This window comes from Nocardioides phosphati (assembly GCF_014646375.1).
Lineage (GTDB): Bacteria > Actinomycetota > Actinomycetes > Propionibacteriales > Nocardioidaceae > Nocardioides > Nocardioides phosphati.
Window position 1 is genome coordinate 421,125 of record NZ_BMNI01000001.1, and the last position, 12,391, is coordinate 433,515.

Consider the following 12,391-nt stretch of genomic DNA (forward strand, 5'->3'; position numbering starts at 1 on the left):
TCCTTTCCTTGGTGGGATCCCTTTCGTGGGTTCGGGGTGGTCAGGTGCTGCTGAACATCCGCAGCAGGGATGGGGCAACGAGCAGCGCCATGAAGATGACGCCGAGCAGGGAGCCGGGGATGGTCATCCGCTCGCCCACAGCGTTGGCTTCGGCGATCTCGTCGTTGAGCATCGCCGTCCGCATGGCAGCCGAGCGGGCACGCAGGCTGGTGTAGACCGAGGCACCTTCCTCCCCGGAGAGCCGCATGATGTCGGCGAAGTCGTCGAGCTCGGGCAGGCCCAGTTCGTCGGCCAGGGCGTGCAGGGCATCCCAGGGCGGCTGGCCCGACCACCGGGAGCGGGTCAGCTCCTCGGACAGTCGGGTGAAGACCCAGGAGTCGCCGACCTCGGCCGCGGACTCCATCGCTTGCCGGACGCCGGAGCCGTTGTTGCGCTCCAAGGCGACGAGGTCGATGTACGCCCCCAGCGCGCGAGCGAACTCGAGCCGGGCTTTCCGGGCGTCGTCGACGGCGTTGTAGTTGGGCAGGAAGAACGTCACCACGGCCAGCCCGAGTGACGCGATGGCGGGGATCGCGATAGGGAAGCCCAGCCCGATCTGCTCGAAGAAGAACGCCAGGAGCGGCGGGATCACCAGGCCCATGAGCGCCATGACGATCTTGTCGCCGTAGAACCGGGCCACTGGGATGCGCAACAAGGCGAGCTCGCGGGTCGGGGTCCTGATCCAGATGGCCGGCGGCAGGGCCTTGATCGCCCACACGCCGATCCGTTCCTTGCCCTTCGCCGTGGTCACCGGGCCGACCGTGTTCGCGCGTCCCCTGGCAGGGGTGAGCCGCGAAAGTGCTTCGGCAAGGTCCGGTTCGACGGGCATGAGGCGGGCGACGAGCAGTACGACGCCGAGGCCGAGGAACGCCCCTCCTGCCAGTGCGATCTGGAGTCCGGTGGTCATGCCGCGCCCTCCCTCGCCGCGCCGGGGACGGGCGAGAGGAACCGGGGCATCGCCCGTCCGATCGCCATGCGCTTCATCCACACGAGCGTGGCGACGTACATCGACAGCAGCGCGACGAGGATGACCTGCCCGAGCGGGCTCTGGTACGGCTTCACGTACGTCCCCGACACCGCGAGGATCACCAGGACGCCGACGCTGATCAGCGTCACCCAGCGGGCGGTCGCACGCGGCTTGGCGCGGTCGGCCTCGACCTGCCGACGGGCGCGCACGTCTGCCGCGACCGACTCTGCCAGCCCTTCGAGCACGCTCGCCAGACCGGCGCCCCTCCTGCGGGCGCCGAGGATCAGGTTGGCCGCGACCAGGTCACCTGTCGCGTCGTCGAGCTCGTCGGCAAACGCCCGCAACGCGTCCTCGGTGACCCAGCGGGCGCGAAGACGTGCAACCAGCCGGGTGACCTCGGGACCGATCGCCGCCGGGGTGGAGCGGAGCGTGGCGACGAGGGCCTGCTCCAGGCCCACCCCAACGGTCAACACTCCGGAGAGCGACCGGGTCCATTCCTCCATCGCTTCGAGCCGTTCGATCCGCTGGGCCGCTGAGGACGAGGAGAGCAGGACGGGCAGGCCGACGAACGCGACAGGGACGACCACGAGGGCGAGCGCCCAGCCGGTGACGAGGAACGCCACGATGCCGATGCCGAACCCGCCGAGCAGGAGCATCCGAGTCTGCTTGGTTATCGTGCGGACCTTGCGTGGCCGGGACGGGCGCTCCACGACCGGGGAGGGACGCAGCCCGACGACGAGCGCGATCAGGCCGCCGACGGCGAGTGCGCCAGCGAGCGCCGGGACGAGGACGATCACGACCGCACCTCCTGCTGCGCCAGGTAGGCGCCGAGGTCGAAGCCGTACGTCGCAAGGTCTCGGTAGGCGTCGGGCAGGACCGCGGGGACTGCGGCACGGTCGAGGTCGGGGGCGAAGACGTGGGTGGTGGCGTAGCCGGTCTCACGTTCGCCGGGGTCGAGGGCGATGATCTCGGCCACCCGGCGTCGTCGGGTCGAGCGTCCTCCCTCGTTTGCTGTGCGCAGGTCGAGGTGGACGATCAGGTCGATGGTCGAGGCCAGCTTGCTCGCGGCGAGCGAGTGCGTGACGTGGGGGCCGGCCTCCATCGCACAGGTGACGAGCTTGCGGATCGCCGCTACCGCGTCGGAGGCGTGGGTGGTGGAGATGGAGCCGGTGCCAGACTCCATCGCCTTGATCATGGCCCAGACCTCCTTGCCCCGAACCTCGCCGACGATCTGGCGGGCGAGGTTGAAGCGGAAGGAGTCCACCAAGGCTTCGTCCAGTGTGAACTCGCCGGCCATGCGCCCGTCCGCCCCGCGCTCACCGGAACCGGGGCGTGCCTCCCATGGATGGACGACCCGGTGACGGCCGAGCTCGTGCAGGTGCAGCTCGTACTCGGTCTCGAAGGTGCCGATCGCTTCGAGCGGGTCGATCTCGGCGCACAACGCCCGTACGAGCGTTGTCTTACCCGCGCCCTGCATTCCAGAGACCACGATGGACTTGCGAGCCCGCACCGCAGCTCGCAGGAAGGACGCGGCGACGGGCGAAAGCATCTGGCGCTCGACGAGGTCGGCGAGGGTCACCTCCATCAGTCGGTGACGTCGGATTACGACCGAGGGGCGCGGTGTCACCCACGCGGCAGCGGCGAGCCGGGAGCCGCCGTCCAGGCGCAGGTGCAGTCTGGGTTGGGCTTCGGAGAACCCACGAGCGTTCACCTCAGACCGGGAGGCGAGGAAGACGAGGAAGTCGATCAGCTCCTCGTCCGAGTCGGCTACAGGAGGCCCGTCGACCAGCGAGCCGTCCGTCCGTTCGAGAACGACGTTGTCGTGGCCGGTGATGATGATGTTCTCCAGCCGGTCGTCGTCCACGAGGGGTTGGAGCCGGCCGAGCCGGAACAGCGAGTCGAAGACCGCCCGTGCTAACGCGTCCTGCTCGCCGCCCGGCAGGGTGGTCATCCCGGCGTTCACGCGGTCGGAGACCGTCGCTTCGATCAGGTCGAGCACGATTGTCCGTCCCAGCTCCTCCTGCGCCGTCTTGTCCAGCCGGCCACGGTCGGCCGCGACCGCCTGGCTGAGCTGCTCGGAGGCTTGGGCGCGCAGGGCAGAGACCAGCGACCAGTCGAGGGTCCGGCCGAGGGGTGGGCTGCTCACAGTCGACAGGTGTGCCACCGAGCCCAACGGACGGGCGGCTTCGACTTTCTCGGCCACTGGCGGGACCGATTGGCTGAACAGCGGCAGCCCGGCCAGCGACTCCTGGTAGTTCTCGGAGCGTTCCGTAGTCATGACCGGGCTCCTTCGAGCAGCTCGTTGCGACGAGCAGTGATAGTCGAGTGGATCGTCGCGATGGCCGCATGGAGCGCCCGAACCAGCGACCCAGTCTCGAATCGCTTGGGCGGTTGTGCCCCACGCGAGAACACGGCAGCAGATTCGGGATCATCGGGCAGGGAGGCGAGAACCGGCAGGGTCACCGCCCCGGCGACGTCGCGGGCGCTGTAGGGCTGGCCCTCGGCGACGAGAAGAACTCCTGACTGGTGCCAGTCGAGCGCAGGTCGCTGAAACGCCTCGGCCCACGACCGCAGCGCCGATAGGTTCGGCAGCGTCGTGCGGCTCACGAGCAACGCCAGGTCGGCCGCATCCAGCAGCGGATCTGGTGAGCCGTGGAGCCCGAGTCGGCCGGCATCGACGATGACGTCCTGTCCGGACGTCTCCAACCCGCCGAGGGTCTCGGCCAGTGGTGCCCAGAGATCCCGGAGTGCGCTGGCTTGAGTGTGTGATCGGGTCCCGGTAACGAACGACACTGTCGTCCCCTCGATGGGGCGGGCGGCGTCGGCGAGCGCGTCGCTGAGGTTGCTCGCGGTCAACGCCAGCTCGATAAGCCCCGCCTGATACTCGCGCATGCCCCGGAAGTAGCCCGCGAGAAGGTTCGAGCCGCCAGTTGGGTCAGCCTCGACGAGCAGGACCGGGCGCGGCCACAGCAGCGCGAGCCCGAGAGCCGTCGTGGTGACGCCCGGAGAGCCGGAAGCCGAAGTGAGTGCGACGATGGCCATCAGCGCTCCCGTGAGTCCAGGACGAGGGCGACGTCGCCGGTCGCGATCCGCGTGGCGAGCACGGCGGCGTCGGGGCTGGGTACGAGGAGGTCGACGACCGTCTCGCCGGTTGTGTCGGAGGCGTGGACCCCAACCACGGTGGCGTCGTTGATGAGCGGGGTCCCGGCTGGAAGTTCAGCGCCCTTGGCGGGGGTCACGACGACCCGGACTGCGTCGCCGTATCGGAGGTCGAGTCCTGGCGCTTGAGCCGGCGTCAGAGCTACACCGACAACCGACTGGCCTTGACCCGGGACGACCTCTGAAGTGAAGGTGCCGGGCGTCAACATCCCGCCCTCGGCGATGTCCATCGCTGCTCTCTGCCCGACGACTTGGTCGAACTGCGACGCCGCGACCGGCCTGAGCGCAGGATCGGCACTGAGCTGCACGCGGGCGAGGTCGTCGGCCGCGATGACGGAACCCCGCTCGATGTTGTGCCGAGCGACGAGAACCTCTTGGGTGCTCGTCGTCGCCGTCCACGCCCACCCCGCGAGCAGAGCCCCGACGCAGATGGCAGCAATCGCAGAGGCGATGAGCGCCGGCCGCCGACGCAGCTTCGGTGGAGGCACGAGCGCAATCGCGGCCGGACCCTCCTGGTTGAGAGTCCCGTCGAACCGGGTGGCTGCACTGCTCATACTCATTGCCTCTCCGCTGCCCGCTACTGCACGAGCACCTGCGCTTCCCCGACCGCGATCGCGACCGTTCGTGTGAGGCCGTTCAGCCGGATGGTCCCGGTCTGACCTGCCCCTGCCCATGTGATGACCCAGTCCGAGGTGGCGGTCACGGTGTACTTGCCGCCCGACTGCGTCGAGCTGGACTTCTGATAGGTGTGCCCGCAGTCCGGCGACTCGGCTTTGCCGTACGACGCGTTGTACGGCGTACCCGCGGTCGCGCAGTTGACCTTCGTGCCGTCGCCCATGTCCCAGGTGATCTTGTGCAGCCGGGCGGTTGCGGTAACCGTGATGCCTCCTGCTGTCGCCGACTCGCTGATCGGCCCGACGGTGTGACTGTTCGGGTTGGCCGCCCACATCCACACAGGCATCCCGACGATGCCGATGCTGTGGGGGCCCGGCTCCGGCGTGATACCGACGTCGATGGCCCGAAGGTCCATCTGCTGGATCGCGATCTGAGCGACCTCGCGTGGGGTCGGCCCTGCGCCTGAGTTCGGCGGAGTGTTCTGCGACCAGACCCAAATGAGAAGGTCGGTCGGCGGCTGGTAGCAGGAGTAGACCGCCCCGTCGCCGGGCTGGTGCCCCTGCCAGTTCGGGTCACCCGCTGGCGGCTGCGGGTTGAGCAAGGTGATGTAGCAGCGGTAGCCGTTCGACCAGTAGCCGTACTCGGTACTGCATGCGACCGGTCCTGGTGGCGGATCGCTGATGCCCTGCGAAGTGCCGTCCCAGTAACAGGCAGCACCCGAGCCGGTGTCCTTCGGTCCGTCGTTGCCGCCTCCACCAGGGTTGCCTGGAGTGCCGGGGACCTCGACGTAGATCAGGCAGACGCCGGTCTCGGGGTCTGTGACTTGGCACACCGTGTCGGCGTACGACGGTCCTTGGGCAAGTCCGAGTGGACCCGCCGCTGCGAGCGCGGTGACGACGACGCGCGCTACGAGGCTTTGCATGGCGCGCGCTTGATGTCCTGGCTGGAGGCAACCCGCCATCCGTCATCGGGATTGGTGTCCCACTGATAGTTCGATACCAGGAACTGAATCCATCCGGTGTCCGGTCGGTCAGGGCTGATGACCGACTTTCCGTTCGCATCGACCACGTCTACGCCGCTCACGTCGAAGCAAAGGTCGATCTCGACCGTCGGAACCTTGCCGGCCTTCGGATCGGAGTTGTCGAGGTTGACCGACTGGACGTCCAGCTTGGCCACCTTCGTCGTGCCGACTTGGTGGAGTCCCTGCTTGCGTTCCGTCTTGAAGAGGTGCTCCTGCGCGGCCAGTTCGGTGCTGATCGCCACGTCGTCAAGGATGGTCAGAGGCTGCGTCGAGTCCTGACGGAGCTGGTTGCGAACGTCGTAGTACCGCCACAGAACGGCAGACGCCGCCTCTGATGCTTTCTCGCTCTCAGAAGGCGGCGTGTTGGTTGTGGTCGGGGCAGGCGAGCTCGTCGTGGGCGTCGGGCTCGCCGCCGGATCATTGCCGTTGGAGGCGCAGCCTCCAACGGCGATCGTCAACATAGTGACGGTCGCTACGACGAAGGTGCGCGGTGCGTGGGTCAAGGCCGAGATCCTGTCCGCCTGCGCGAGCGGGGCTCGCGTAGGACGCGTACGGCGCCTTGACGGCGGGCCGACCAGGTCGTCGCTCTTGCATCGTACGTCACAAGTCGGACGTTGAACCGAGCTGATTTTCACCTTCCGCTCCTTCCTGCTGACGGCCGAGACGCCGCCTTCTCTCGACAGGTGACCCGCGCGCTCCATGCGCCTGCGCCCGTCCTCGACGGCGCCAACGCTCTTCTCGACATACACGTCATGCAGAACGAGGAGGGTTCTGTGGCCGGGACGCTGTGGACAACTCGGACCGGAGTGGGGGCTGTGGACCTGTATGGACACCTTCACGCCAAGGAGGTGTGCCGTGACCGTTTCAATGCGCAAGATCCACGCAGGCCGGGGCTACGACTACCTGCTCAAGAGCGTGGTGCGCGGGGACGCCGGCATGGCCGACCCCAACCCGGTCACCCGGTACTACACCGAGAAAGGCACCCCACCAGGGCGTTGGATGGGCTCCGCGCTGCACGCCTTCGGCGACGGTGAGATCAGGCGGGGCGACATCGTGACCTCGCAGCAGCTTCAGCGCCTGATCGGCGCGGGCCTCGACCCGGTCACCGGCGAGAAGCTGGGAAGGGCGTTTCCTGTCTACCCGTCAATGGAGGAGCGCGTGGCCGCACGGGTAGCCGAACTCCCGTCGGACCTCACCGACACACAGCGCACGGCGGCCCTCGCGCAGATCAAGACCGAGGAAGCCGGCAAGCCGTCGAGCGGGGTGGCCGGGTACGACTTCACGTTCAGCGTTCCCAAATCGGTGTCGGCGCTCTGGGGCGTCGCCGACGCCGGGACACAGGCGCTCATCGTCGAGGCACACCACCATGCCGTCGCCGAAGTCCTCGACTTCATGGAGCGAGAAGTTGTCGCGACCAGGAGGGGCGTAGCCGCCGGCGACGGTGCGGTGATGCAGGCGGACGTGATCGGGGTGGCCGCCACCGCCTACGACCATTGGGACTCCCGCCTCGGCGACCCCCAACTTCACACCCACGTCGTCATCTCCAACAAGGCGAAGACGACCGGGGACGGGCGCTGGCGCAGCCTTGATGGGAATCCGATGTACGAGGCGAACGTGCCGATCTCCGAGCACTACAACGCAGTTCTCGCGGACCGCATGACCCGGCTGTTCGGCATCGAGTGGGAGCAGCGCGATCGCGGAACGGAGCGCAACGGGGCCTGGGAGCTCGCGCCCGTCCCCGAGACCCTCGTTCGTGAGTTTTCCGGCAGGTCAAGCCACATCGATAGGGAGAAGGATCGGCTCATCGCCGAGCACATGGAGCGCACGGGGCGTCGCCCGTCCGCGGCGAAGATCATTCAGCTGCGCGCGCAGGCCACGTTGGCTACCCGCCCCGAGAAGGAGATCCACTCCTTGTTCGACCTGACGACCGAATGGCGAGGACGGGCGCAGAAGATCCTGGGGACGGGTGCAGTGGAATGGGCGAAGGACGTCACCGCCCGTCCCATCGCCCGTCCCACCCTCCGAGCCGATGACGTACCGCTCGACGTGATTGTCGAGGTCGCTGACTCCGTCCTCGGAGCGGTCGAGGAGAAGCGGTCGACCTGGCGGCATTGGAACCTCTGGGCCGAGGCATCCCGGCAGACGATGGGCTGGCGCTTCGCCAGCGCCGAGGACCGCGAGGCCGTCGTCGGCATGATCGTCGACGCAGCCAAGCAGGAGTCGCTCGCCCTGACCCCGCCCGATTTGGTGACCACCCCGGACATGTTCCGTCGTGCCGATGGCACTTCTCGTTTCCGACCCCGGCACTCCGTCGTGTTCACGTCCGAGACGCTGCTCGCCGCCGAGGACCGGCTCCTTGCCCGGTCGGAGGACCTGACGGCGCCCGAGGTCAGCCTCGGCGTGATCGAGCGGGTGACCCGTAGGGAGCACCTGTTGTCTGCCGAGCAGTCCGAGACGCTGGTGGGCATCGCCGTGTCCGGGCGTCAGGTCGACCTGCTCGTTGGTCCGGCCGGTGCTGGCAAGACCACCGCGATGCACGCGCTCAAGACCGCGTGGACGAAGGCCCACGGCAAGGGCACCGTCGTCGGGCTCGCCCCGAGCGCTGTCGCGGCGCAGGTGCTCGCCGAGGACTTGGGGATCGGGTGTGAGAACACGGCCAAGTGGCTCCACGAGCACGACCGAGGACGGGCGCAGTTCCGCAAGGGCCAGCTCGTCATCATCGACGAGGCCACGCTCGCCGGGACCCTCACCCTCGACCGAATCACCGCACTCGCAGCCGACGCGGGAGCGAAGGTGCTGCTGGTTGGTGACTGGGCGCAACTCCAGTCGGTCGACGCGGGAGGGGCGTTCACGCTGCTGGCCTCCGCCCGTCCCGACACTCCCGAGCTGACCGAGATCCACCGCTTCACCCACGAGTGGGAGAAGACCGCGTCACTCGACCTGCGGCACGGGCACGCAGAGGTCATCAGCACCTACATCGCAAAGGAGCGGGTCCACGAGGGCACCACCGACGAGATGATGGATGCCGCCTACCTCGCGTGGGCCGCCGACGTGAAGGAGGGCCGCTCCTCGATTCTCGTCGCCGAGGCATCCGACATGGTGATCCGCCTGAACCGGCGAGCCCGTGCCGACCGGATCGTCGCCCACCCGGTGGGCGACATCGAGGTCAACCTCGCCGACGGCACCCAGGCATCCGAGGGCGATCTCATCATCACCCGGCACAACGACCGTCGCCTGCGCACGGTGCGCGGTGGGTTCGTCCGCAACGGTGACCGCTGGATCGTCACCCGAGTCCACCAGGACGGCTCGATGCAGGTCCAGCGTGTCGACGTCGACTTCGGCGGGACGGTCATGCTGCCTGCGGCGTACGTCGCTGAGCACGTCGACCTCGGATACGCCGTCACCGCACACCGCGCCCAAGGCATGACCGTCGACACGTCACACGTCGTCGTCACCGGCTCGACGACCCGCGAGAACTTCTACGTCTCCATGACCCGCGGCCGCGACTCCAACATCGCCTACGTTGCCCTCGACAAGCCCGACGAGGGCCACGCCCCTCCCGAGCCCGACGAGGTGAACGCCCACACCGTCCTCTATGGCGTGCTCAAGCACATCGGTGGCGAGCTGTCGGCCCACCAGATGATCGTGGCCGAACAGGAGCGCTGGGAGTCCATCGCCCAACTCGGAGCCGAGTACGAAACCATCGGTGCCGTCGCCCAGCGCGAACGCTGGGTGAAGGCGATCAAGAACAGCGGGCTGACCGACGCCCAAGTCGAGCAGGTGCTGGCGTCGGAGTCGTTCGGCCCGCTCACCGCCGAGCTGCGCCGGGCCGATGCCAACCACCACGACGTCGACTGGCTCTTGCCGGCCCTCGTCACGCGTCGCTCCCTCGACGACGCCGAGGACATCGGCGCCGTGCTCATCAGCCGACTCCAGAAAGCAGCCCAGCCGAAGCTAGGCAAGCGCCGCCCGACCCCGAAGATGGTCGTCGGCCTCATCCCGGTAGCGGACGGCCCGATGAACGAGGTCATGGCCAAGGCACTGACTGAGCGCGCCGAATTGATGGAAGGACGGGCGCTGGCTCTCGCCGAGCAGGCGGTCGACGACAAGGCACTGTGGCTGAAGCGGCTGGGCGCTCCGCCTGCAGCCAAGCCCGCCCGCCGTCGGTGGCTTCACGAGGTTCGGACGGTTGCCGCCTACCGCGACCGCTACAGGGTGGACGGGCGGAGGGTTCTCGGCGAGCCGAAGAACGTGGCGCAGAAGCTCGATGCCGCCCGCGCGGAGCAGGCCGTCCGTTGTGCCCGGGCAATCTCCGAAGGAGCCGCCGTGAGCCAGGACGGGCGCAGCCGAACCGTCGAACGGGAGGGACGGGCGCTCGCGTAGGGGTACACAGCGGCAGTTCTGGCGGGGTTATCCCCACCAGGGGCGATGGTGCGCCCGCCCTGTCGGACCGCGGGAGTAGTGAGGAGCTGAGCCCCGACCGAAGGAGACGCTCATGCTCACCGCACTCTGGCACCTCAGCGCCGCGATCCGCGGCTACCTCCGCTTCTACATGCCCACCAACCGCGCAGTCGACTGGTTGCGCTCGACGGGCGGCGTCAAGTGGGCGATCCCGCTCGCGCTCGTCGCCGCCCCCGCCTACCTCGGCCTGACCGCGCTCGCCATCGAGTTCGCCGCCCGTCCCGGCTTCGGCTGGCTCAACGTCCTGGTGTTCTTGTTCTTCTGGAATGCGGCAAAGTTCGCGATCGCGGCCCTCTTGAGTCCCTTCTGGTGGCTGCGAAACACGTTCGTCCTGCCGCGCGCGACCTAGTTGCTGCGCGACATCGGGTACTTCCTCCTGACGGGTTCAACGGCGGCGCGTGTCACGCGTCCCACTAGCGTTGGCTCCACGAGCCCACTCCCGCGAGCGAGTCATTTCTGTCGGCGTCCGTCGATCGGGTCGATTCCGATCGAGCCATGTGGCTCAGAACGGACCGCGTACGAGGAGAGAGCCGCCGTGATCGACGACCCGAGTGTCCCCATGTCAGGGGAAGTCATCGACGTCACGCCTCATCCGGACGGCGAGGCGTCGTTGAGAGTGGGGGTGATGACGAACTCACTCATCCGCCTTGAGGAACTCCCGCTTTCAGACAGCGGAGTGTCCCTGACCGCCAGCGACGCCGAACGGATCGCGACCGTCATCGAAGCCGAACTCGCGGCGTCGACCCGCGCAACCTGCGACTGCGCCTGGCGCAAGTGGGGACCGCTGGCGCCAGGGCCGGGGCATCAACCCGCTCCCGCGCCACCGGAGGCGCTCGCCGCCTCCCTCGCCGAGCGGGCCGAAGCAGGCCTCACGTTCGGGACGCTCGACGGCTACTGCTCCGCATTGCCCACCGTCACCACCAGGAGGGACTCGCCGACCCGACGGCAGACGTCGTCGTCCGACGGGTACGTCGCGGGCTGCGGCGGATCAGGGGCGTCGCACCGCGCCAACAGACCCACCCGCTGACCGTCGCTGAGCTCGGCCAGATCGTCTCGTCGATTGACCGCGGCACGGCGATCGGCAAGCGCGACCGCGCGATCCTTCTCGTCGGCTACGCCTCGGCGAGGAGGCCCGGCGAAGTCGCCGCGCTGAACATCGAGGACATCCTCCGCAAGCCCAGCGGCATCCTGATCCACACCCGCCGGTCGAAGACGGACCAGGACGCCCGCGGCCAACTCGTCGGGGTCGCTCGCGGCGGCAAACCGCTGACCGACCCGATCCGGGCACTCGACGTCAGGCCGCCAGGCCCTGGGGCGCTCTTCACGCGCGTCTTCTATCGGAACCACCCGACCGTCGAGCGAATCGGCCCCGGGCGATCCGCCGAACGGTCCAAGAGCGTGCCAGCGCGGCCGGCTTCGCCGGCATCCCTGTGTCCGGCCGCTCCCTGCGCGCCGGACATGCGACGACTGCTGCCGTCAACGGCGCATCAATCGACCGCATCGCCGCCCAGACGCGCCACCGCGACCTCGGAACGCTGCTCAACCACTACATCCGTCCGGCGGAGGCGATGGTGACGACCACGAGCCGCGACCTCGGCCTGTAACGTCGCGACGGGCGCCAACCGGCCCCTTGCTGCGCTGCCGGCTGAGACGACGAGCCGGGCGTCACCCCGCCGCGGGTTCCCGTCATAGGTAGCGGCAGACCTGGTCGGCAGAGCAGGTCTCGGGCTCAAGGTCGTCGGCCCGGTCGCGCAGCGCGGTGATGGTGTCGCGGAGTTCGACCAGCTGCGTGATCTGATCCTCAAGGTCGGCGAGGCGTGCGTCGAGCAGGTCGCGAACGTGACCGCACGGCGCGTTGCCGCGATCGCGAATTTCGAGGATCTGACCGATCTGAGCGAGCGTGAGGCCCGCGGCTTGGCCGCGGTGGATGAAGTCCACCCGGCCCACGACGTCGGGGGTGTAGTCGCGGTAGCCACTGGGGGTCCGCTCAGCGGGCGGGAGGAGGCCTTGTTCCTCGTAGAACCGCAGCGTCTTGGTGGTGGTGCCGGCTGCCTCGGCGAGCTCTCCGATCCGCATGACTTCCTCCTGCGACCCAGGTCGCAGTTGACCTTCCCCCGTACTGGAAGGTC

At 68.5% G+C, this 12,391-nt stretch carries 12 protein-coding genes; 4 read left to right on the forward strand and 8 right to left on the reverse strand.

Features of this window, described 5'->3' with window-relative positions; translation table 11 throughout:
- Positions 1 to 40: 40 nt before the first annotated feature.
- Genes IEX47_RS02080 through IEX47_RS02110 form a run of 7 tightly spaced genes read right to left on the reverse strand, consistent with a single transcriptional unit; the run spans position 41 to position 6,304 of the window.
- A complete protein-coding gene (locus tag IEX47_RS02080) occupies positions 41 to 946 on the reverse strand; it encodes a type II secretion system F family protein (RefSeq protein ID WP_188782316.1) in 906 nt (301 codons plus the stop codon).
- Entirely contained in the window at positions 943 to 1,803 is an 861-nt protein-coding gene (locus IEX47_RS02085; RefSeq protein ID WP_188782317.1) for a type II secretion system F family protein, read from the reverse strand. Before IEX47_RS02085 ends, IEX47_RS02080 begins: the two co-directional genes overlap by 4 nt.
- A complete protein-coding gene (locus IEX47_RS02090) occupies positions 1,800 to 3,284 on the reverse strand; it encodes a TadA family conjugal transfer-associated ATPase (RefSeq protein ID WP_188782318.1) in 1,485 nt (494 codons plus the stop codon). The genes IEX47_RS02085 and IEX47_RS02090 overlap by 4 nt, the downstream gene beginning before the upstream one ends.
- Positions 3,281 to 4,048: a hypothetical protein gene (locus IEX47_RS02095; RefSeq protein ID WP_188782319.1), complete on the reverse strand. Its 768-nt coding sequence runs from the start codon at positions 4,046 to 4,048 to the stop codon at positions 3,281 to 3,283. Before IEX47_RS02095 ends, IEX47_RS02090 begins: the two co-directional genes overlap by 4 nt.
- A complete protein-coding gene (locus IEX47_RS02100) occupies positions 4,048 to 4,719 on the reverse strand; it encodes an SAF domain-containing protein (RefSeq protein WP_229662551.1) in 672 nt (223 codons plus the stop codon). Before IEX47_RS02100 ends, IEX47_RS02095 begins: the two co-directional genes overlap by 1 nt.
- Before the next feature lie 23 nt (positions 4,720 to 4,742).
- Positions 4,743 to 5,741, reverse strand: a complete 999-nt coding sequence (locus IEX47_RS02105) for a hypothetical protein (protein WP_229662552.1) — start codon at positions 5,739 to 5,741, stop codon at positions 4,743 to 4,745.
- A complete protein-coding gene (locus tag IEX47_RS02110; protein ID WP_188782320.1) occupies positions 5,687 to 6,304 on the reverse strand; it encodes a hypothetical protein in 618 nt (205 codons plus the stop codon). The genes IEX47_RS02105 and IEX47_RS02110 overlap by 55 nt, the downstream gene beginning before the upstream one ends.
- 352 nt (positions 6,305 to 6,656) lie before the next feature.
- Between IEX47_RS02110 and mobF the strand changes: the two genes are divergently transcribed.
- The 4 genes from mobF to IEX47_RS02130 all read left to right on the forward strand — a co-directional run bounded on the left by mobF (position 6,657) and on the right by IEX47_RS02130 (position 11,866).
- On the forward strand, positions 6,657 to 10,184 hold the full coding sequence (gene mobF / locus IEX47_RS02115) for a MobF family relaxase (protein WP_229662553.1): 3,528 nt from the start codon (positions 6,657 to 6,659) through the stop codon (positions 10,182 to 10,184).
- A gap of 112 nt (positions 10,185 to 10,296) precedes the next feature.
- Entirely contained in the window at positions 10,297 to 10,611 is a 315-nt protein-coding gene (locus IEX47_RS02120; RefSeq protein ID WP_188782321.1) for a sulfate permease, read from the forward strand.
- A gap of 186 nt (positions 10,612 to 10,797) precedes the next feature.
- Complete coding sequence (locus IEX47_RS02125; RefSeq protein WP_188782322.1) at positions 10,798 to 11,289, forward strand: hypothetical protein; 492 nt, start codon at positions 10,798 to 10,800, stop codon at positions 11,287 to 11,289.
- 403 nt (positions 11,290 to 11,692) lie between these two features.
- Complete coding sequence (locus IEX47_RS02130) at positions 11,693 to 11,866, forward strand: site-specific integrase (protein ID WP_188782323.1); 174 nt, start codon at positions 11,693 to 11,695, stop codon at positions 11,864 to 11,866.
- Positions 11,867 to 11,948: 82 nt separating this feature from the next.
- Here IEX47_RS02130 and IEX47_RS02135 read toward each other — a convergent pair whose 3' ends face one another.
- Positions 11,949 to 12,338 carry a heavy metal-responsive transcriptional regulator gene (locus IEX47_RS02135; RefSeq protein ID WP_188782324.1) on the reverse strand — a complete coding sequence of 130 codons (390 nt, stop codon included), beginning with the start codon at positions 12,336 to 12,338 and terminating at the stop codon, positions 11,949 to 11,951.
- Between the last annotated feature and the right edge of the window lie 53 nt (positions 12,339 to 12,391).

What these genes read in the sequence shown, in the direction of transcription:
- IEX47_RS02080 (WP_188782316.1), bottom strand. Translation starts at nt 946, where the DNA reads ATGACCACCGGACTCCAGATCGCACTGGCAGGAGGGGCGTTCCTCGGC.
- IEX47_RS02090 (WP_188782318.1), bottom strand. Translation starts at nt 3,284, where the DNA reads ATGACTACGGAACGCTCCGAGAACTACCAGGAGTCGCTGGCCGGGCTG.
- IEX47_RS02095 (WP_188782319.1), bottom strand. Translation starts at nt 4,048, where the DNA reads ATGGCCATCGTCGCACTCACTTCGGCTTCCGGCTCTCCGGGCGTCACC.
- IEX47_RS02100 (WP_229662551.1), bottom strand. Translation starts at nt 4,719, where the DNA reads ATGAGCAGTGCAGCCACCCGGTTCGACGGGACTCTCAACCAGGAGGGT.
- IEX47_RS02105 (WP_229662552.1), bottom strand. Translation starts at nt 5,741, where the DNA reads ATGGCGGGTTGCCTCCAGCCAGGACATCAAGCGCGCGCCATGCAAAGC.
- IEX47_RS02120 (WP_188782321.1), top strand. Translation starts at nt 10,297, where the DNA reads ATGCTCACCGCACTCTGGCACCTCAGCGCCGCGATCCGCGGCTACCTC.
- IEX47_RS02135 (WP_188782324.1), bottom strand. Translation starts at nt 12,338, where the DNA reads ATGCGGATCGGAGAGCTCGCCGAGGCAGCCGGCACCACCACCAAGACG.